The following is a 19,625-nucleotide window of genomic DNA, read 5'->3' as shown; positions in this document are numbered from 1 at the left end:
TTACACGTTCTTTAAATCTCTAACGTGCGAATAATTCTTTGCTCTTCTTCTGGTGTACAAGCAACTAGAGGTAAACGTAAATTTCCAACAGGAATACCTAAATGATTTAAGGCCGCTTTCACGGGTGCCGGCGAAGGCACTGAAAACAAGGCGTTCATTTTTGGTAATAACTGTCGTTGAATTTTAGCCGCTTCCGGCAAGTTCCCCTGCTCCAGCGCTTGATACATCTCATACATTGACGAACCGAAGACATGACTGGCTACCGAAATAACCCCTTGTCCGCCAAGTGCCTTGGTGGCAAAAGCCAACCCGTCTTCTCCAGTATACACTAGAAAGTCTTTTGGCGCTCTTTCAATCAACTCAGTAATTGCATCTAACCCTGCACATTCTTTAATCGCCACAATTTTTTCCAATTGTGCTAAGCGCAAAGTAGTTTCCACTTCTAGACATGTAGCCGTTCTACCAGGAACATTGTACAAAATAATTGGCAGTTCACTTGCTTCTGCGATGGTTTTAAAATGTTGATACATACCTTCTTGATTTGGTTTATTATAATAAGGAACAACCGCCAAAACAGCATCGATACCAGCGATTGTCGCTAACTCTTTCACAAAAGCGACTGAGTCACGTGTATCATTCGTACCCACACCACAAATAATCGGAATACGTCCATCGATCAGTTCAATAATTCGCTGGAATAATTGTAATTCTTCTTCATGAGTCAACGTGGGTGATTCACCAGTTGTTCCTGCTAAAATAACGCCTTCTGTATGATTGGCCAATAAATAGTCTACCAATTGCGGCAGTTTATCAAAATCTATTTCTCCCGATTCTTGAAACGGCGTAACCATTGCCGTAATAATTGTTGCATTCGTTAAATCCATCCTATTCCCTCCCGAGTATACAATACAAACCTTCTAGTCGTTTTCAGGTACACGAAGCAAATTCATTTCGTGTAGCGTTTCAGCAATTTGGACCGAGTTCCAAGCAGCTCCTTTTAATAGGTTGTCTGACACAATCCATAAATGGAAACCGTTCTTCACGTCAACGTCTTGACGAATACGGCCGACAAATGTTTCTTTCTGGTTGACGCTATTTAGCGCTTGTGGATATAGTTGTTCACTTGGCTCATCTTGCAAAATTACACCTGGAGCTTGCGCCATTAATTCTTGGATGGCTGAGACCGATGCATCTGCTTGTTTCACTTCTATATAAACAGATTCAGAATGTCCTGAAATTACCGGAATACGGACACAGGTGGCAACGACTTTTAGCTTGTTGTCTCCCATGATTTTTTTTGTTTCATTCATCATTTTCCATTCTTCGTAGGTATACCCTGCTTCTGAAAAAACATCAATTTGAGGCAACGCATTAAAAGCAATTGGATAATGTTTTTCGTCACTGCCAGCTGGTAAAATTTCAGCTGACCATTCACTGACAGGTTTTCCCTCTAAAAAATCTTCGGCTTGTTCTTTTAGCTCATTAATTGCACGGATACCTGCGCCACTCACAGCTTGATACGTTGAAACGATGATTCGTTCTAAGCCAAACGCTTGCCGAATTGGTTCCAAGGCCACCATCATTTGAATCGTAGAACAATTGGGATTTGCGATGATTCCCTGATGATTTTTCAAGGCTTCCGGGTTCACTTCTGGAACAACTAAAGGAACATCTTTTGCCATTCTAAAATGGCTAGTGTTGTCAACAACGACAGCTCCGCGCTTAACTGCTTCTGGTGCAAACTTTTCGGAAATACTCCCACCAGCACTAAATAATGCTAAATCGATTCCTTCAAATGATTCCGGGACTAATTCTTCCACGATAAGAGGTTGCCCTTTAAACTGAATCTCTTGTCCAGCAGAACGCTTAGACGCCAATAACCTCACACTGGCAATTGGCAAACTTGTTTCTGCTAACAATTCAATCATTCTTGTCCCGACAGCACCTGTTGCTCCTACCACGGCAACATGATATTCTTTTCCCATATTTTCATACTCCCCTCTTACCTTCTTGTAAAAGCTACTTGTCCTATTTTACCATAGTATTGAAAAAACCTACATAGTCAAAAAAATGATTTTTTTATTTTCCCATGATATTTTAAAACTATTACCCATCAAAGGACTATCCATTGACTTTTGACTTAAATTTGTTATAGTTAAAACGAATTTAATTATAAAGGGAGCGAAATTTCATGGCACGCGTAGAAAGTTTTGAATTAGATCACAACACAGTAAAAGCACCATATGTTCGCCTTGCTGGCACAGAACAAAATGGTGATGCGTTAGTCGAAAAATATGACTTACGTTTCTTACAACCAAACAAAGATGCCCTACCAACAGGCGCATTACACACGTTGGAACATTTATTAGCAGTTAACATGCGTGATGAATTAAAAGGAATCATTGACATTTCGCCAATGGGTTGCCGCACTGGTTTTTATATGATTATGTGGGATCAACATTCACCACAAGAAATCCGTGATGCATTAGTCAACGTTTTAAACAAAGTAATCAATACAGAAGTTGTTCCAGCAGTCTCTGCAAAAGAGTGTGGAAACTACAAAGATCATTCTTTATTTGCAGCGAAAGAATACGCAAAAATCGTTTTAGACCAAGGAATTAGTTTAGATCCATTTGAACGTATTCTGTAACCTTTAGCAATTAACGACAGAGAAACCCACTATTAAGCTGTGGGTTTTTCTGTTCTCTTTCTTAATTTAAACGGAGGTTTTTTATGAATCAAACAATCGAACAATTACTAAGTCACCGTTCCGTTCGTCATTTTAAAAAGCAAGCGTTAACGGACAAGCAGAAACAACAGTTAATTACTGCAGCTCAAGCAGGATCAAGCTCCAATTTTTTACAAGCTTATACAATTATTGAAATCAAAGATCCTGAGCTACGCAGAGAATTGGGACGTTTAGCGAATTGTGAAGACTATGTTGTTAACACTGGTGTGTTCTATGTTTTTGTTGATGATTTGTATCGTCATGCAACGATTTTGTCAAAAGAGGGGCAATCATTAGAACCCTTAAAGACACCAGAATCATTATTAGTAGCTGCCGTTGATACAACGATTGCTGCGCAAAACATGGCCATTGCGGCTGAATCTATGGATTTAGGGATTTGTTATATTGGCGGCATTCGAAATGACTTAGACACAGTAGCCCAACGCTTATCTTTGCCTGAATTAACTGTACCACTTTTTGGATTAACAATCGGTGTACCAGAAACGTTAAATGGTGTAAAACCACGGATGCCTTTTGAAAATATTTTAAGCGAAAATCACTACCAATCAGACAAATTGACAGATATGCACACATATGATGAATTATTAAAAGATTATTATGCCAGCCGCTCAAGTAACGCCCAAACAGCGGATTGGTCACAGAAGTCTTTGTCCTATTTTTCTTATAATCGTCGCCCAGAAGTAAAAATTTTCTTGCAAAAACAAGGATTTGATGTCTAAACAAAAGAGCGTGGGCTTACGTTGAAATAACGTAAGCCCACGCTCTTTTGTTAATTTTTATTTATCTTTACTAAATTTGTCTTTTAAGTCTTCAAAGCCTTCTTTAACTTTATCAGTTAATTTTTCAGCGCCTTCTTTAAGGTCGTCGCCGGCATCACGTGCTTTGTCTTTTACGTCAGCAAAGGTTGATTGAGCTTTTCCTTCAAGTTCTTTGCCTTTATCATCCGTAACTTTGCCTTGCGCTTCTTTTGCAGTACCTTCTACTTTATCTTTTGCATCGTCAAAACGTCCTTTTAAATCTGCCATGCTAATCCCTCCTAAATAATTAATTACATAATAAGAGTATCATTCTTAGCCATTTCCTTCAAATATAATGCATGAACTGCGAATAAATGGTTAATTTTGAGCCATTAAAGCTTTTTTTGCCAAGGCAAAGCAACCAATTGTTCCTGGATTATCTTCTAAAAGAGGCGTCACCAAGTATTTTTCTAAAGGTGGTGTTTCCACGTATCCATTGACTAATTCAGCAAATTTTTCACGAACTTTCGGCATCAAATGACGTTGTTTCATGACGCCGCCGCCTAAAATGATCACTTCTGGCGCTAATAATAAAGTCGTATTGTACGCTGCTTGCGCTAAATAATAAGCTTCTAGTTCCCAAGTTTTATGATCCTCTTCCAATAAATGTCCTTTTTTACCAGAACGACCTTCAACTGCTGGTCCTGCTGCAATCCCTTCTAAACAATCTCCATGATAAGGACAATTTCCTGCATACGTATCTTCAGGATGACGACGGACTAACGCATGCCCCATTTCTGGGTGGCTAAAGCCTTCAATAAACTCACCGTTTTGAATCGCTCCAGCGCCAACACCAGTTCCAATTGTATAATATACACAACTAGATGTATGTTGCCCATTTCCAGCAACATACTCACCATATGCCGCAGCATTCACATCCGTTGTCCAAGCCATTGGCACATCAAAATGTTGTTTCATAGTTCCTAACAAGTCAAAGTTACGCCAAGCTAATTTTGGTGTAGAAGTGATATAACCATACGTAGGAGAATCAACGTGAATATCAATCGGACCAAACGAGCCAATCCCAATCGCTTTTAAAGGATATTGTTGGAAAAATTCTATTACCTTTTTCATTGTTTCTTCTGGGGTTGTTGTGGGAAAACTGACACGTTCTACGATGGTCAAATCATCTGTCCCAACGCCACATACAAATTTTGTGCCACCGGCTTCGATACTTCCTAAAAGTTTTTCTGTCATTGCAATATGCTCCTTCGTTTCCATTTTATAAGTAAGCGGATACATTACTTTTGATTAAATAACTAACATACACGTTTAGTTTACCACTTTTTTGTCGTTTCGACAGAACAATTTAACAATTTCAGTCAGGTTGCCCAATGAAATCTGGCAAGTTGCTAAAGAGCATTTTTCTAAAACAAAAAAACGAGCATTCACGGTTATCTAACAATGAATGCTCGTTTTTTGTTTATTGATTCTTTAGCGAAAAATATAACAATAGTCCGATTGTAATCCACCCACCACTAAGTAAAAGCATTAACCAACTCAAAAGCGTTTCTTTTAGAATACTTCTGGGTTCTTTTGCATGCTGAATAAAACTCATACTAGTCAGCAAAGAAAAGAGGAAAAACATAAAACAAATGAATGCTAAACCGCCAGACAACCAAAACCAACTAGTCATTATTCTCACTCTCCTTTTCGCTTGTTTTTTGGTAATTATTGCGCCAAATGACACTACAAATTGCCCCGATTGTGATTACTAACAACGTGTAGAAAGTCGGTAACCACCATGTAGGTAGGACCCATTTGACCGTAGCTTCTTGATTTAATTTTTTTGCTTCACGAGTGTTAATCGTAAATTCTTGTTGAAAAGGCCAAGACTGTTGTTCATCTTGTTGTAAAATAGCACGTCCTGTAAATATATAAGTCCCAGCATCTAGCGGCTGTTTGCCCAAATCAAGATGAAAATTCATGGAACTATTTGGGGCAAAGCGAACATTTTTTAGTGTCCGTTGTGCAATTTTTTTAGAGGATCCTTTTTTTATCACTTGACCTTCTAAACGAACTTCTGGAAAAATAGCAGCATACGGATTTTGAATGACCGCCTTTAGCGATTTGGACCCTAAAGCAATTGTAGGTGTTACTTTCGCTAATTTCAGTTGGTTCACCTCTGTTAAAGGAGCGTTCTCAGCACTCCTCATGGCAATCGCAACATTAAACCCGTAGCGACTGGTTAATCCCGTTGTTTGGTTCTCTTCCTCTGTTTTTTCATCTTTGAGATGCGCATAAACCCCGCCTAAAACAACTCCTTTGATAGGCTGATCAAGTCCCTTCACCTTCATCTTTGCTGATACTGTTTGATGAGGCGGCACACTCACTTCCTCATTTTCTAAAGTAACCAAGTCTGTCAGCGGAACCTTTAACGATGAATCAAGTGGTTTATCAAAATCATTGTACACAATCAACCCATTATCATTTGTTGATGCATTTGCTAGAGTCAATACGATGAACAATTTTTCGTCTGTCTTATTTTTTATGTCTAAGACAATAGTGGAAGATTGCTTTGGTGCCAGAATTAAATCATAATAACTTGATGTTCCTGACACTTGATTTTCTGGTAAAACAGGCGTCACTGTAAATTTAGTCTTCATTTCTTCTGTAGCTTCTACTTTTGGAACAATAATCAAAAATGTGAAAAACAGAAATAGACAGAAAACACCGACTTTTTTTCTACTCATTTCTTCAAGATCTCCTTTATAAAGCTGAATGTACCTACTAGTCTAACAAATCAGCGAAACAATGCTGATCAATCTTTGACTTTTGGGAAGGATAATCTTGAAAAAAGTCTCCTTGAAAAATACCAAGGAGACTTTTTATTATTCACTATAATATAATTCTTTTTTTATCTGTGTGGTTGATACTTCTGGCGTTCGTGGCAAATAAAGAACCTTTGCGGGTGTTTCAACTTCTAGAAAATCAAAAGCCCCTTGCCAATCGTCGCCCATGACTAACGTATCAATTTTAAATTCAGCAATATCGGAAACTTTTTGTTTCCAACTAGTTTCAGGAATAACTAAATCAACATAACGAATTGCCTCTAATAATTGTTTACGTTTTTCATATGAAAAATAACTTTGTTTCTTTTTTTCTAAATTAAAAGCATCTGTTGAAAGTCCAACAATCAGGTAGTCTCCTTGTTGTTTCGCTTTTTTCAACAAATTAATATGACCATAGTGTAGGAGGTCAAATGTGCCGTAAGTAAGTATTTTTTTCATAAAAACCTCCATTTGTACTTTGATATTTCTTCGTTAATTATCAATTTTTGTGAATAGAAAAAAGGCTACTCTTGATTGACTTTGATAGTTTTTCGGTCAAATTTTTTATTTTCTGTAGCAGTATAGATTAGTAATAACTTACTCAGAGATTTTATAGAGAAAGACGTTGTTGTAGCTTTTTTTAATTGTTTTAACTGCTTTTGCAATTTCAACGGATTTTTATCTTTTAATAATTTAATTTTCGTTAAACGAAAAATGTGTTCCTGATGCTCAAATGAACGTTCAACATCTGAATGACTAAAACGAAGATATTCTGAAAGCACCTCTTGATTTACAGCAACTTTTCCTTTTGGTAAAAACCATTCTTTGCCATTTTGATCTATTAGATGCCACTCGCTTTGATTTGAAATAACAATTTCTTTATCGTCTTCAAAAAGATACGAAAAAAGCAATGCTTTTTTTATAATTATGTACTCAGTTACTTCATATGAAGACAATTTTCTTAATTCTTCTCTCAAACTATTCCATTGATTATTTTGAACAAATTCACTTAGTTTGTGAATAGGTGGTACTCGTAAAATGAACTTCTCATCTTTCTCTATTTTCACGATATAAAAAGTTGTGTCTACGTCATTTTCCCAAATAAACAAAATAATCATTTACTGCCCCCTAGACTTGTTGTTCCGATACTTAATAGTCAAATAAATATATTTAGGAATTTGCATTAACCGATCGTATCTCTTCATTGTCAAACAACGATATAACCATTCCAAATTGTGATTTATATAAAATTCTGGCGCTCTTTTTACGGATCCAGCTAATACGTCAAAAGTACCGCCTACGTCTAAAAATACATCAGCTGTCAGGTGATCAATTGTTTGTTCTAAAAAAATCTCTTGTTTCGGTGAACCTAATGCTACAAAGACAAACCTTGGTTCAGCTTTGTTAATTTGTTCCACAATTTCCTGCTGTTTTTTCTTCGTGTAGCCATGTAAAATACCGCTAATAACAATCCCTGGATATTGTTGTTGAATATTTTTTGCTGCTGCTTCAACTACTTCTTGCTTTGCACCATACAAGAAGATTCGTTCCTTATGTTGATTTGCATACTCTAAAAAATTATCCATGACATCAATTCCTGTAACTCTTTCACGAATAGACCCACCCATTAGCTTCGATGCCTTGACCACACCTATCCCATCTGCAATCCGATGAGTTGCTCTTTTCAAATATAACTTAACTTCTGGATGTTCAAATGCTAACAATGAAATTTGCGGATTAACGCTAGTTACAATCATTTTCTCTTTAGCTTTGAGATAACTTTCTAAGTCATCCATAATTTCTTGATGTGTTAATACGTCAACTGGTAATCCCCCAATATATTCAGTGCGTACCTTACTTTTCACAAAATCCCCCCAAGATTCTCTCTACCAACTCTACTATTTTATTAATGGTCTCTTTTGACTGATATTGATTCCATTCTTCGTTAATTCTAGCAATATTATCTTTATAACTATTTATTGAAAAATTTGACAATGCCACAATCAACTGTTTTTCATTTTCAACTAACGGTCCTGGTAAATATTCAAAAAAATCAGGCTCAATTCCAGGATTTAATGCGTATTTTTCTAAATCTGGGCAAAAAAATAAAATGTTCGGTTGCTCTTTAACATGCATATATTCAAAGACCACACTCGAATAATCAGTAATCAAGCAGCCTATTTCACTAAAGCTTTCAAAAATATGCTTTTCCCAAATAGAAACATTTCTCGGTAGTTCAATGGCATCTAACTGGATGGATGGATGTAATTTCATATAAAAATGAAACTTTGGCATAGCAGAAAAAGCCTTTATTGCTTGATTTATCACAAGCATCATTTCGTTCGATCCCTCTCGATAAGTTGGTGCATATAAAATTTTGTTATTCTGATTTGTTTCTCCTATCTCTAATTTTTCAAGATAAGCAAGACGTGGCGAACCAAAATGACAAAATTGAGCATTCTCGAGACGATAATTGTTTCTAAAAATTGCTTCCATTTTTAGTGAATTAACGATAAAATAATTCATTTTATCGTAAACTTTTTGAAACCTGATTTGATCCTTGCGACTTCTTTGATTCGTATGATAAGCACCCCAGCCAAACTGTTTTAAAGCCCCATTAGCATGCCATAATTGGATAACTACTTGCTTTTTTTTTAAAATTGCCAATTCTGGAAAATAATTATCTACAAAAATTAACGGCGCTGACTTCAAGTATGAAATCGCCGTTGTAATCAACAAAGTTTTCTTATCAAAAAGTATCGTCTTTATGCCTTTTTGATTTAAGGATGCTGCGTATGATTGACAATTTTTTGTATAAAGTACTATTATCATTCCGTGATAGTGTTGTTCTAATTGTTCAATTAAATGTCCATCATTTCTTGGGAAACTCATTATGTACACAATTTTTACTTTTTTATGATTGTACGGTCTCCATCTTAATACTGTTAAGTACAATTGTTTTAGCACTTTTACATCCTTTCACAAACAATAGTTTTCTTATAAAAAAGATATGATCAAAGTCTTTAAAAAGAAAAAGCTTACATATAAACTCATTAAAACAAATTATACCTTAAAGATTCTAAAAAGACAATTACACTTTACAATATGTATACTATCCGAATAATTTAAATTATACGGTATACGGACTATCTATACTTTCAGTTAAATAAAATAATATTTAAATAATTTCTCTGAATTTAAAACTGCCTACCCAACAAAAAAAGAGGTTTCCCACCACAGCGGAAAACCTCTATAAACCTTGTCATAACAATGTTTTGAAAGACTATGCGTCTGGATTTGCGTTTTCGTCTTTGAGACCGTATTTTTTGTTGAAACGGTCCACACGTCCGTCGGCTTGTGTGAATTTTTGACGACCAGTGTAGAATGGGTGTGAGTCTGAAGTAACCTCAACACGTAATAATGGATAAGTGTTGCCATCTTCCCATTCAACAGTTTCTGAAGATCCTTTAGTTGAACCTGAAAGGAATTTGAAACCTGTTGTTGAATCCATGAATACTACTGGTTGGTAATTTGGATGGATATCTTGTTTCATACGTTTTTTTCGCTCCTTTGCCCTGATCCATTTGCTGTATCAGAGTTATTTTGTCGGTATACAACAATGCTATCTTACCATGTTTTCAGTTGGTATGCAATTATCTTTTTGGATTTCTTTTAATTTGTTTGCCAAACGAAACATCATGGAAAACTTCAAATAATTGTTGATTATTTTGGGTCCGTTTCAACATTTTTATGAATTGATCCGTATATTCCAGCGAGTCTCCTGACATATTATTTCTCAATTTCCACGTTTCTTCTAGTTGTTCTGGTGTCATTAACAACTCTTCTTTTCGCGTACTTGATTTTTTAATATCAATTGCTGGGAAAATACGGCGCTCTGCTAATTCACGAGATAAATGGAGCTCCATGTTGCCTGTGCCTTTGAATTCTTCATAGATGACATCATCCATTCGGCTACCTGTATCCACCAATGCCGTGGCTAAAATAGTTAAACTGCCCCCTTCTTCGATATTTCTGGCAGCACCAAAAAATCGTTTAGGTTTGAAAAACGCAGCTGGATCTATTCCGCCACTTAAGGTTCGACCACTAGGCGGGACCACTAAATTATAGGCCCTTGCTAAACGAGTGATGCTGTCCATTAAAATAACTACGTCCCGTTTGTCTTCAACTAAGCGCATTGCTCGATCCAGAACCAATTCAGCAACTCGCGTATGATTTTGTGGTTGTTGATCAAAAGTTGAAGAAACCACATCTCCTTTAACGCTTCGCTCTAAATCAGTCACTTCTTCAGGACGCTCGTCAATTAACAACAGAATCAATTCCACATCAGGATGATTTTCTGTAATCCCATTAGCAATTTCCTTTAAAACACTTGTTTTTCCCGCTTTTGGCGGCGCTACAATTAAACCACGTTGCCCAAAACCAATTGGGGCAAATACATCAATCATTCGTGTTGATAATCTGCCAGCCGTTGTTTCTAACGTTAATTGTTTTTCAGGATACAACGGTGTTAGCGCTGGAAAATGTGGCCGCTCTTTCGCTTCTTCAGGATCTTTCCCATTGACACTTTCAACATGCATGAGTCCATAGTAACGTTCTGATTCCTTTGGCGGACGCGCCTTGCCAGCTACTTTGTCCCCATTTCTCAATCCGAAACGACGAATTTGAGAAGAAGAAATATAAATGTCTTCTGCACTTGGTCCATAATTAATTGGCCGCAAAAAGCCATAACCATCCTGAGAAACAATATCTAAAATTCCTTCCATGAAGAAAAACCCTTGCTTCTCAGCTTGTGCACGAATCACAGCTAAAGACAATTCTTTTTTGTTCATTTGGCTATAATAAGGAATTTTAAACTCTTTCGCGTACGCATAAATATCTTTTAACGTACTGTTTTCCAATTCAGCCATTGTTAAATAGTCGCTCATTGATCCACCTCAAACGGACCTTCTTGTTCTTCGGTTTCTAGCATTTGAATATCAGCGCCCAAAGCAGTTAACTTTTCGATAATGTGGTCGTACCCACGTAAAATATATTCTACATTATAAATCGTGGTCGTACCTTCAGCCATCAAGCCGGCAGTGACTAGGCAAGCGCCTGCCCGTAAATCAGAGGCGACTACTTCTGCACCGTGCAATTGATTTGGGCCATTTAAGATAATCATATTGCCTTCAACCGAAGCATCAGCCCCCATCCGCACCAACTCAGGGATATGCTTATTTCGTTGAGCATAAATCGTATCAATAATTTCACCAGTTCCTTGCGCTTTTAAAAGTAATGGCGTTAACGGTTGTTGCAAGTCTGTGGCAAACCCAGGATACGGATAGGTTTTCACCGTTGTCATTTTCAGATCATGTGACGGATGAACTTCAATCATGTCTTCTTCAATTGTCATCTTAACGCCCATTTCTTGCAATTTCGCAATGAAGCTTTCTAAATGCTCATAAATAACATTTCGAACTTTGATTCCTTCACCCATAGCTGCTGCCATAGCTAAATAAGTCCCAGCTTCAATTCGATCTGGAATAATCGAGTGACGACAACCATGTAATTCTTCGACACCTTCAATCCGAATAACGTCCGTTCCAGCTCCTCGAACTTTTGCACCCATGTTATTTAATAATGTAGCAATATCAATAATTTCTGGCTCACGCGCAGCATTTTCAATAATCGTTTTGCCTTTGGCTTTAACTGCGGCTAACATGACATTGATTGTAGCGCCAATAGATACCATATCCATAAAAATTCGTGTTCCTTGTAAGCCAGCTTCGTCTGTTCTCAAGTACATCGCCCCATGTTCGTTGGTTACATGAGCGCCTAATGCTTCAAATCCTTTGATATGTAAATCAATTGGACGAGGTCCTAAGTAACAACCGCCAGGTAAGCCGACAACGCCTTCTCCAAATCGACCAAGAAGTGAGCCCATAAAATAATAGGACGCACGTAAGCTATTGATTTTTCCTTTTGGCATTGGCACAGAAACAACTTCTGTTGGGTCAATAATTAATGTATTATTTTCAAAAGTAATTTTAGCACCCATAATTTCTAAAATTTCAATTAATGAGTGAACGTCCTGAATATCAGGAACGCCATCTAAAGTCACGGGCGAATCTGCTAAAATAGCAGCTGGAATTAAAGCGACCACACTATTTTTGGCGCCGCTAATGGTTACTTCGCCTTTTAATGGACGATTTCCATTGATTACGATTTTTTTCATTTATATTCTCACCTATCTGTAATATACGTTTTCTAAATAAACTACCCAATCATTCTATCATAATCAAGCTTAAGAAAAAAGAAAACTTCTCAGGTATTTTAATAGAATGAAAAAATAACAAAAAATAAAAAAGACAGCCACGTGCTGTGGCTGTCTTTAACGTAACTAGTTGATTAAGCTTTGTTAGCTGAACCGAACCAATCAATGTGTTCTTCTGCATCTTTGATGATTGCAGCTTTACCTGGTGCTAATAATTTACGAGGGTCAAATCCTTTACCTTCTAAATCTTTACCAGCTTCAATATATTCGCGCGTTGCTTTAGCGAATGATAATTGGAATTCTGTATTTACGTTAACTTTTGAGATACCCATTGAAATTGCTTTTTCAATTTGTTCTTGAGGAATACCAGAACCTCCGTGTAATACTAGAGGTACATCAGAACCGACAGCTTCAGCAATCGCTTGTAAGTGATCAAATGCTAAACCTTTCCAGTTTTCTGGATATTGACCATGGATGTTACCGATACCACATGCTAAGTAGTCAATACCTGTAGCAACCATTTGTTTACATTCTTCGATATCAGCTAATTCACCAGTACCGATGATTCCGTCTTCTTCACCACCGATTGAACCAACTTCACATTCGACAGAAATACCTTTAGCGTGAGCTTTTTCAACTACATCTTTCGCTAATTTTAAGTTTTCTTCGAATGGTAAGTGAGAACCATCAAACATGATTGAAGTATAGCCAACTTCGATACATTCTAAAGCAGCTTCGTAGTCACCGTGGTCTAAGTGAATTGCTACTGGAACTGTGATATTCATTGAGTCTACTAAATTAGTAATCATGTCTTTAGCTACTTTGTAGCCGCCCATGTATTTAGCAGCGCCCATTGATGTTTGGATTAGAACTGGTGCTTTTTTAGCTTCTGCTGCTTCTAAAATCGCTTGTGTCCATTCTAAGTTATTTGTGTTATAGCCACCTACTGCATAGCCGCCTTTACGTGCTGCTTTTAAGAATTCTGCTCCTGATACTACTGGCATAAAAAATTCCTCCTAAGTTTTTAAAAACTTTATTTGTTAGGTGTTCCCTAACCAACGGTTCTATTTTAGCAGAATTCCTGACACTTTTCTAGTAAAATTCCCTTTTTCAGAAAATTTTTGTCTATTCTTTCACATAACCTTCATTTTTATAAAAAAACCTCCAGTTTTCCCGTTATCACTTTGGGATCTGAAGGCCGACTTGCTATTTTAATTTTTTCTTTGGTGGATAACGTTTCACCTTGTAAGATTGAAGCTCAGGAAATGTTCCTGTACTATGAAAAATCCGTTGTTCATCTTCATTGGCAAAACGCCCTAAAACCGATTGTGTTGGTAAAATATTTACAAAGGCATTCTCATCGATACTGTAAACTGCTTGTTCTAAATCATAGAGTTCGTAGCGAGTAATGACCATCATAATCATCCGACCTTCTGCACCTGAATAGCCGCCGATTGAAGGCAACAAGGTCATGCCACGAGCGATTTGTTGAGAAACTTCTAAGGCAACGGCTTCTGGTCTCGTGGTGACAATCATTGCTGTGACTTTTTGGTGACTGGTATGAATCATGTCAACCACCTGACTCAAACAATAAATAGAAATAATAGTATACAACGCACTTTCCCAGTTAAATACAAAACCAGCCAACAGCACAATAATACCATTTAATAAGAACATAAAATTACCAACTGTTTTCCCTGTTGTTTTTGAAAGAATCAGTGAAATAATGTCCATGCCGCCAGTGTTAAAGCCCATTTTCAATGAAAGCCCTGCACCAACGCCGACTAAGACACCACCCATAATTGCGTTCATCAAAGGATTCGTAGTGACTGTTACGATTGGCACAAACATAGTCACAACGGAAATGCCAATAACATTGATGAAACTAAGAATCGTTGATTGTTTCCCTAATTTTACAAACCCTAGAATGAAGACGGGAATGTTTAAAAATAAAATGAAGATTCCTGTATTAATATGGATTCCTAAATTTGTATATAATAATGTAGCAATGATTTGCGCAATTCCGTTCATCCCTGCCGAAAAAACTTTTGCCGGAATCAAAAAGAAATTCAAACCGACCGCAGAAGTCAAAGCGGTTATCGCCATCACTGCTATTTTTTTTATCGATTCATTTCTTTGGTAAGTACTAACCAATCGACTCATTTTTCTTCGCTCCTTCGCTATTCTTCTGACTTAGAATAACAGGTTCTATCCTAAAAGAAAAGGGGCTAAAAGCGAACATTGAAAATTTTTTTTGCAACGTTTCCATGAAAGAATGCGGGAAGATATCCCTAAAAATTGATCTTCTTATTTCTCTATTCAAAATGATTCTAGCCTAACCTTTTTTACTATTTCATGATATGATGAAGCAAAGAATATTTTAGGAGGTTTTTACATGGCTGCAAAAGAAGCAAGTTTTGATGTAGTTTCAGAGGTCAATATGGAGGAAGTCAAAAACGCAATTCAAATTGCCTTGAAAGAATTGAAAAATCGTTTTGACTTTAAAGGGTCAATTGCTGATATTAAATTGGAAAACGATAAACTAGTAGTCGTAGCTGAAGATGATTATAAAGTCGAGCAAGTGAAGGATATTTTATTTGGAAAATTAGTCAAACGCAATGTTCCGATTAAAAATATTCATTTCTCAGAAAGTGAAAAAGCCTTAGGCGGTACTGCTCGCCAATATGGTGATTTAATCAGTGGTATTGATAAAGAAAATGCAAAAAAAATCAACACAGCTATCAAAAACTCTGGGATTAAAGTTAAGTCACAAATCCAAGAAGACAAAATTCGGGTAACTGGAAAAAGTCGGGATGATTTACAAAAAGTCATGGCTCTTTTACGAGAATTAGATTTACCAATGGCTCTTGAGTTTAATAATTATCGCTAAAAAAATCCTTCAACTGTTAATGAACAGTTGAAGGATTTTTTGGTTTTGGTACCGGCCATTCTTGATTATTCAATAAAACGATTGGTCGGCGTTGAATTTTTTCTGAAAAAGCGGCAATTGCTTTGAAGACCTTTGGCATAAAATAAAACGCATTTAATTCTTCTAAATCCAGTTCTTCTTCTGCCGTAAACGAGACACAAACCTCTTGTTCTGAAAGCATAATTTCAATTTTCTTTAAAAATTGAAGTTGCCGCATTCCCGGCACGAAATAACCAGCCTTTGCAACACGAGAGGTTGTAATATCTAATTTATCACTAATGATTAGCGCTAGCGTCATTAGCTCTTCCGAATCAAAGCCGTTACTATGATTTTCTATAGAAGATAAAATTTCTTCTTGATAAGGCAAACAAATCTTTTGCTTACGAAAATATGCTTCTGCAAATTGTTTCCCCCGAAGTGCATGTCCTGCTTTTCCTTGTAGCGCACCCACATCATGGAGCAGTGCCGCAATTTTTGCCGCTTCTAAATACTCCTCTGAAACAGCAAGTTGTTTCAAAATCATTTCCGTCATGGCTACGACATTGGTTACATGAAGCCAATTATGGTATGCCCACCCAGCTTCTTCATCTTCCATTTGACCAATTGCATCATAAATTTGTCGAATTTCAGTATCTTGATGAATGCGTTCAAACAGCTTCATTTATTTTCTCCTTAAAATTAGTTACTGTTCCAAAAATTCTTTTAACTCTGTAGGATTTTTTTCGCTGTTTAAACCAACAATTAAACGAATCCGCGCTTTCGGTCCGTTTAAACCACGGGCAAAAACGACCCCCATTTTTTTCAAGCCAACGCCACCACCAGCATAATCATAGATATCTTCAGCAATGCCATTGGAACAACGAGAAACTAAAACGACTGGAATCCCGTTGTCTAGCATCTTTTGTAATGCTGGGAGCGTTTCTGGCGGTAAATTCCCCGCACCTAGCGCTTCAATTACTAACCCATCCGTTTCTGGGGTGTTTAATAATTCAAACATCCGTTCACCCATCCCCGCATAGGCCTTCACTACGTGGACATTTCCTTTCACAGAAGAAACATCGCAGACTTCTTGCGGTAAGACCTCTTTCGCAAAAAAAGCACGTTCTTTCGCAATGGTTCCAATTGGTCCAAAAGTTGGCGTCCGAAATGTTGCTACGTTCGTTGTATGTGTTTTTGTCACATAACGCGCCGTATGAATTTCATCATTCATCACGACTAAAACACCTTTATCGTACGATTCGTCTGAACAAGCAGTCCAAATAGCACTGATGAAATTATACAAGCCATCACTACCGATTTCATTACTTGACCGCATTGCTCCTGTTAAAACAATGGGGATTTTTTTCTCTAAGGTTATATCTAAAAAATAAGCTGTTTCTTCTAATGTATCTGTTCCATGCGTAATAACCACGCCATCAATTGGTTCAGAATAAGCTTTTTGAATCCGTTCTTTTAATTGAAACATCCGTTCTAAGGTCATGTGTGGTGAGGGAATATTAAAAATATCTTCGACAACTAAATGAACCTTGCCAGAAAATAATGCTTCTTGTTCCATCAACGGATTTTTTTCATTCGGGGCAACACTTCCTCCTGCTACTTTCGACATGGAAATGGTTCCACCTGTATGAAGGACTAAAATGGTCTTCATTTGTTTCCTCCTTTGTTTTCTTTATTTTTTAACCAAAATTGTTTCACTTGTTGAATAAGTTGTTCATTGGTGTTTGCCTTTCGATGCGCCAACCAATGCGGCGGAAAGAAACGCTGGACACTTGGTAATTCAAATCGTTCGTCTAATAACAACACAAAGCCTTTATCTCGCGCATCTCGAATGACACGTCCAGCCGCTTGCAAGACTTTATTCATACCAGGAATTTGATACGCAAATTGAAACCCTTGCCCTCGCTCTTCTTGATAAAACGTGCGAATCAGTTCTTGCTCCGGATTCATTTGTGGTAGCCCGACACTAACAATTATCGTACCAATCAATCGGGTACCTTTCAAGTCAATTCCTTCTGAAAATATACCACCTAAAACACAAAAACCGATGAAAGTTTCTTGAGGATTCTCTTTAAATTCAGCTAAAAATGCTTCTCGCTCTTTTTCGTTTAAGTCCGTTCCCTGAATTTGAGTTTTTACTTGCGGGTAGCGTTGGCTAAATACTTGATAGACATCATCCATATAGGCATAAGAAGGGAAGAAAATTAAATAATTACCTGTTTTTGTTTCACTTAACTTCCCTAAAAGTTCACTAATCTGTGGATAACTTTTTTCACGGTTTTTATAGGTTGTTTGAAGATGACTACCAATCATCAACAATTGATTTTCTTCTGGAAAAGGATACGGAATCCGATAACGTAGGCTTTCTTCACCTCCACCAAGCACTTCTTGATAATAATTCAGAGGTGTTAAACTTGCTGAAAATAAGATACTCGCTTTCCCTTTATCTAATCGTTGTGACAATAAATAAGCCGGATCGACACAAAATTGTTTCACAACGCAGTCATAGTTTCGCAAAGAAATAGACGTATAAAAGCCGTTGTCGTAATACTCGCTGATTCGAAGATAACTTAAACAATCAAAATAAAAACTGAGAATCGACGCCAATTCCTCAATGTGTTGATTTTCTGGCAACCATTCTGCAATTACTTCTGTTAATCGATGTATCTGTTTAACTAATGAATCAATTGGCGCGCGTTGGGCAAAAAAATCCGTGTCTTTTTCTTCGCAGATTGCTTCAATATCATCAAACGTAGTTAAGACTTTTTGACAAGCTCTTTTTAATTGAACAGATTCTTTTTGCAATCTTTTTTGAATTTGCAAAACCGCATTCCTAGAAATAGCGGCCGAATACATCTCCCGTGAACGATTAACCAAATTATGGGTTTCATCCACTAAAAAAATATTCTCTTCTGCACTTTGGGGTTCTTCAAAGAAGCGCCGTAAATAAACCGTTGGATCAAATAGATAATTGTAATCGCCAATAATTAAATCACACCAAAGACTTGCATCTAGCGACAACTCGAATGGACACAATTGGTGCTTTTGTGCATACCGTTCAATAACCTCTCTCGTTAAATGATTTTCATGTTGCAATAAATCCCACAGTCCCTCATTTAAACGATCATAATAGCCGTCAGCAAACGGGCAATGTTCTGGTGTACAATTTCGTTCAGTTAAAAAACAAATTTTATCTTTTGCTGTTAACGTAATACTCTTAGTTTGCGCTTGTTTTTCGGACAGCGCTTTGACAGCATCTTCAGCCACTTGCCGCGTGATGGTCTTAGCTGTTAAATAAAAAATCCGTTCACCTTCTTCTTCACCAATTGCTTTCATTGCTGGGAAAAGAGTGGACATTGTCTTGCCTGTTCCAGTTGGTGCTTCCACGAAGAGCCGCTGTTTACTAAGAATTGTTTTATAGACGGCTACCGCCAATTCTCGTTGTCCTTTGCGATACTCCCCGTAAGGAAAACTAAGATTTTTTAATGATTTATTTCTCAAAATACGCCATTCTTCTTTAAAAATTACCCACTGTTCATAGCGCCTCATCAAATCAGTAAAAAACTCCGCTAATGCAGCTTCTGTAAAATGGCGTTCTTGTCGTGTGATTTGTTTTGTAGTGGTCTGATAATAAGTGAGTTGCAGCATTATTTCAGAAAGTTGTTCTTGCTGGCAATACATGTGACCATAACACATCGCTTGATACCAAAACAATTCGACCTTTTCTGGCGGCAATTCTTCAAACGCTGGCTCGGATGTTTTAATTTCATCAATGACCACTTGCCCAGTTTCTTTCACAAAAATGCCGTCTGCACGACCTTCTACACAATAATTATGGCCATTTAAAGGCACCTCAATTTTTAAAGATACTTCCTTTTGATAAAGGCTCCCCGCTTCCTTTTGCAGCATTCGATGAAGGCGACTACCTTCTTGTGGTGTATGTTCACTCACATGGCGAGAATCGATACTTCCCCGCCTTAAAATAAATTCGACCACTTGACGAACCGCAATTTTTCTCGTTGATTTCACGTAATCCCACCTATCTGCCTCCTATTATAGAACATACATTCGCTAAACAAAAGCAAAAAATCCAAAACGAACACAATCA

The 19,625-nt window shown here is 37.2% G+C and carries 21 protein-coding genes; 3 read left to right on the top strand and 18 right to left on the bottom strand.

Features of this window, described 5'->3' with window-relative positions:
• Window positions 1-11: 11 nt before the first annotated feature.
• Together dapA and IGL07_RS05520 are read right to left on the bottom strand one after the other, a co-directional pair.
• Window positions 12-884: a 4-hydroxy-tetrahydrodipicolinate synthase gene (dapA, locus tag IGL07_RS05525; RefSeq protein ID WP_010817191.1), complete on the bottom strand. Its 873-nt coding sequence runs from the start codon at window positions 882-884 to the stop codon at window positions 12-14.
• A gap of 33 nt (window positions 885-917) precedes the next feature.
• A complete protein-coding gene (locus IGL07_RS05520; RefSeq protein WP_002381968.1) occupies window positions 918-1,985 on the bottom strand; it encodes an aspartate-semialdehyde dehydrogenase in 1,068 nt (355 codons plus the stop codon).
• Between the two features lie 206 nt (window positions 1,986-2,191).
• Between IGL07_RS05520 and IGL07_RS05515 the strand changes: the two genes are divergently transcribed.
• Window positions 2,192-2,650: an S-ribosylhomocysteine lyase gene (locus IGL07_RS05515; RefSeq protein WP_002357960.1), complete on the top strand. Its 459-nt coding sequence runs from the start codon at window positions 2,192-2,194 to the stop codon at window positions 2,648-2,650.
• Between the two features lie 83 nt (window positions 2,651-2,733).
• Complete coding sequence (nfsA, locus tag IGL07_RS05510; RefSeq protein WP_195526160.1) at window positions 2,734-3,468, top strand: oxygen-insensitive NADPH nitroreductase; 735 nt, start codon at window positions 2,734-2,736, stop codon at window positions 3,466-3,468.
• A gap of 57 nt (window positions 3,469-3,525) precedes the next feature.
• On the opposite strand, the gene IGL07_RS05505 is transcribed toward nfsA, so the two are convergent.
• The 13 genes from IGL07_RS05505 to IGL07_RS05445 all read right to left on the bottom strand — a co-directional run bounded on the left by IGL07_RS05505 (window position 3,526) and on the right by IGL07_RS05445 (window position 14,754).
• Complete coding sequence (locus tag IGL07_RS05505) at window positions 3,526-3,774, bottom strand: YtxH domain-containing protein (protein WP_002357962.1); 249 nt, start codon at window positions 3,772-3,774, stop codon at window positions 3,526-3,528.
• A gap of 90 nt (window positions 3,775-3,864) precedes the next feature.
• Window positions 3,865-4,743, bottom strand: coding sequence for a fructokinase ScrK (gene scrK, locus IGL07_RS05500; protein WP_002377804.1), 879 nt, complete (start codon window positions 4,741-4,743; stop codon window positions 3,865-3,867).
• Window positions 4,744-4,969: 226 nt separating this feature from the next.
• Window positions 4,970-5,182, bottom strand: coding sequence for a hypothetical protein (locus tag IGL07_RS05495; protein ID WP_002377806.1), 213 nt, complete (start codon window positions 5,180-5,182; stop codon window positions 4,970-4,972).
• A complete protein-coding gene (locus IGL07_RS05490; RefSeq protein ID WP_010817189.1) occupies window positions 5,175-6,239 on the bottom strand; it encodes a DUF916 and DUF3324 domain-containing protein in 1,065 nt (354 codons plus the stop codon). Before IGL07_RS05490 ends, IGL07_RS05495 begins: the two co-directional genes overlap by 8 nt.
• A gap of 138 nt (window positions 6,240-6,377) precedes the next feature.
• Window positions 6,378-6,788 carry a glycerol-3-phosphate cytidylyltransferase gene (gene tagD / locus IGL07_RS05485; RefSeq protein WP_025187336.1) on the bottom strand — a complete coding sequence of 137 codons (411 nt, stop codon included), beginning with the start codon at window positions 6,786-6,788 and terminating at the stop codon, window positions 6,378-6,380.
• A gap of 53 nt (window positions 6,789-6,841) precedes the next feature.
• Window positions 6,842-7,435: a hypothetical protein gene (locus IGL07_RS05480; protein ID WP_002377812.1), complete on the bottom strand. Its 594-nt coding sequence runs from the start codon at window positions 7,433-7,435 to the stop codon at window positions 6,842-6,844.
• A complete protein-coding gene (locus tag IGL07_RS05475) occupies window positions 7,436-8,182 on the bottom strand; it encodes a WecB/TagA/CpsF family glycosyltransferase (RefSeq protein WP_010817188.1) in 747 nt (248 codons plus the stop codon). It lies immediately after the preceding gene.
• Entirely contained in the window at window positions 8,172-9,284 is a 1,113-nt protein-coding gene (gene tagB, locus IGL07_RS05470; RefSeq protein ID WP_010817187.1) for a teichoic acid biosynthesis protein TagB, read from the bottom strand. The genes IGL07_RS05475 and tagB overlap by 11 nt, the downstream gene beginning before the upstream one ends.
• A 316-nt stretch (window positions 9,285-9,600) precedes the next feature.
• Window positions 9,601-9,870 carry a type B 50S ribosomal protein L31 gene (locus tag IGL07_RS05465; protein ID WP_002357967.1) on the bottom strand — a complete coding sequence of 90 codons (270 nt, stop codon included), beginning with the start codon at window positions 9,868-9,870 and terminating at the stop codon, window positions 9,601-9,603.
• A gap of 100 nt (window positions 9,871-9,970) precedes the next feature.
• On the bottom strand, window positions 9,971-11,263 hold the full coding sequence (rho, locus tag IGL07_RS05460; RefSeq protein ID WP_002357968.1) for a transcription termination factor Rho: 1,293 nt from the start codon (window positions 11,261-11,263) through the stop codon (window positions 9,971-9,973).
• On the bottom strand, window positions 11,260-12,552 hold the full coding sequence (locus IGL07_RS05455) for a UDP-N-acetylglucosamine 1-carboxyvinyltransferase (RefSeq protein WP_002357969.1): 1,293 nt from the start codon (window positions 12,550-12,552) through the stop codon (window positions 11,260-11,262). Before IGL07_RS05455 ends, rho begins: the two co-directional genes overlap by 4 nt.
• A gap of 173 nt (window positions 12,553-12,725) precedes the next feature.
• Window positions 12,726-13,595 (bottom strand): class II fructose-bisphosphate aldolase, encoded by an 870-nt coding sequence (locus IGL07_RS05450; RefSeq protein WP_002357972.1) that lies wholly within the window; start codon window positions 13,593-13,595, stop codon window positions 12,726-12,728.
• 202 nt (window positions 13,596-13,797) lie between these two features.
• On the bottom strand, window positions 13,798-14,754 hold the full coding sequence (locus IGL07_RS05445) for a YitT family protein (RefSeq protein WP_002381974.1): 957 nt from the start codon (window positions 14,752-14,754) through the stop codon (window positions 13,798-13,800).
• A 232-nt stretch (window positions 14,755-14,986) separates the two neighbouring features.
• Here IGL07_RS05445 and IGL07_RS05440 point away from each other — a divergent pair, with 232 nt between their 5' ends.
• A complete protein-coding gene (locus IGL07_RS05440; RefSeq protein WP_002357974.1) occupies window positions 14,987-15,481 on the top strand; it encodes a YajQ family cyclic di-GMP-binding protein in 495 nt (164 codons plus the stop codon).
• A 16-nt stretch (window positions 15,482-15,497) separates the two neighbouring features.
• Here the strand turns inward: IGL07_RS05440 and IGL07_RS05435 are convergent, their stop codons facing one another.
• Genes IGL07_RS05435 through IGL07_RS05425 form a run of 3 tightly spaced genes read right to left on the bottom strand, consistent with a single transcriptional unit; the run spans window position 15,498 to window position 19,546 of the window.
• On the bottom strand, window positions 15,498-16,181 hold the full coding sequence (locus tag IGL07_RS05435) for an HD domain-containing protein (RefSeq protein ID WP_002384700.1): 684 nt from the start codon (window positions 16,179-16,181) through the stop codon (window positions 15,498-15,500).
• A gap of 21 nt (window positions 16,182-16,202) precedes the next feature.
• Window positions 16,203-17,168, bottom strand: a complete 966-nt coding sequence (locus IGL07_RS05430) for an asparaginase (protein WP_002382144.1) — start codon at window positions 17,166-17,168, stop codon at window positions 16,203-16,205.
• Complete coding sequence (locus IGL07_RS05425) at window positions 17,165-19,546, bottom strand: helicase C-terminal domain-containing protein (protein WP_010817185.1); 2,382 nt, start codon at window positions 19,544-19,546, stop codon at window positions 17,165-17,167. Before IGL07_RS05425 ends, IGL07_RS05430 begins: the two co-directional genes overlap by 4 nt.
• Window positions 19,547-19,625 lie beyond the last annotated feature (79 nt).

The sequence above is a fragment of the Enterococcus sp. DIV1368f genome (genome assembly GCF_051712245.1).
GTDB classification, from domain to species: domain Bacteria; phylum Bacillota; class Bacilli; order Lactobacillales; family Enterococcaceae; genus Enterococcus; species Enterococcus faecalis.
Note: the sequence above shows the minus strand (reverse complement) of the source record. Positions and strands in the feature narration are given on the sequence as shown.

Excerpts from the sequence above, each read along its gene's own strand:
- dapA (WP_010817191.1), bottom strand. The coding sequence starts at position 884 with ATGGATTTAACGAATGCAACAATTATTACGGCAATGGTTACGCCGTTT.
- IGL07_RS05520 (WP_002381968.1), bottom strand. The coding sequence starts at position 1,985 with ATGGGAAAAGAATATCATGTTGCCGTGGTAGGAGCAACAGGTGCTGTC.
- IGL07_RS05515 (WP_002357960.1), top strand. The coding sequence starts at position 2,192 with ATGGCACGCGTAGAAAGTTTTGAATTAGATCACAACACAGTAAAAGCA.
- nfsA (WP_195526160.1), top strand. The coding sequence starts at position 2,734 with ATGAATCAAACAATCGAACAATTACTAAGTCACCGTTCCGTTCGTCAT.
- IGL07_RS05505 (WP_002357962.1), bottom strand. The coding sequence starts at position 3,774 with ATGGCAGATTTAAAAGGACGTTTTGACGATGCAAAAGATAAAGTAGAA.
- scrK (WP_002377804.1), bottom strand. The coding sequence starts at position 4,743 with ATGACAGAAAAACTTTTAGGAAGTATCGAAGCCGGTGGCACAAAATTT.
- IGL07_RS05495 (WP_002377806.1), bottom strand. The coding sequence starts at position 5,182 with ATGACTAGTTGGTTTTGGTTGTCTGGCGGTTTAGCATTCATTTGTTTT.
- IGL07_RS05490 (WP_010817189.1), bottom strand. The coding sequence starts at position 6,239 with ATGAGTAGAAAAAAAGTCGGTGTTTTCTGTCTATTTCTGTTTTTCACA.
- tagD (WP_025187336.1), bottom strand. The coding sequence starts at position 6,788 with ATGGAGGTTTTTATGAAAAAAATACTTACTTACGGCACATTTGACCTC.
- IGL07_RS05480 (WP_002377812.1), bottom strand. The coding sequence starts at position 7,435 with ATGATTATTTTGTTTATTTGGGAAAATGACGTAGACACAACTTTTTAT.
- IGL07_RS05465 (WP_002357967.1), bottom strand. The coding sequence starts at position 9,870 with ATGAAACAAGATATCCATCCAAATTACCAACCAGTAGTATTCATGGAT.
- rho (WP_002357968.1), bottom strand. The coding sequence starts at position 11,263 with ATGAGCGACTATTTAACAATGGCTGAATTGGAAAACAGTACGTTAAAA.
- IGL07_RS05455 (WP_002357969.1), bottom strand. The coding sequence starts at position 12,552 with ATGAAAAAAATCGTAATCAATGGAAATCGTCCATTAAAAGGCGAAGTA.
- IGL07_RS05450 (WP_002357972.1), bottom strand. The coding sequence starts at position 13,595 with ATGCCAGTAGTATCAGGAGCAGAATTCTTAAAAGCAGCACGTAAAGGC.
- IGL07_RS05445 (WP_002381974.1), bottom strand. The coding sequence starts at position 14,754 with ATGAGTCGATTGGTTAGTACTTACCAAAGAAATGAATCGATAAAAAAA.
- IGL07_RS05440 (WP_002357974.1), top strand. The coding sequence starts at position 14,987 with ATGGCTGCAAAAGAAGCAAGTTTTGATGTAGTTTCAGAGGTCAATATG.
- IGL07_RS05435 (WP_002384700.1), bottom strand. The coding sequence starts at position 16,181 with ATGAAGCTGTTTGAACGCATTCATCAAGATACTGAAATTCGACAAATT.
- IGL07_RS05430 (WP_002382144.1), bottom strand. The coding sequence starts at position 17,168 with ATGAAGACCATTTTAGTCCTTCATACAGGTGGAACCATTTCCATGTCG.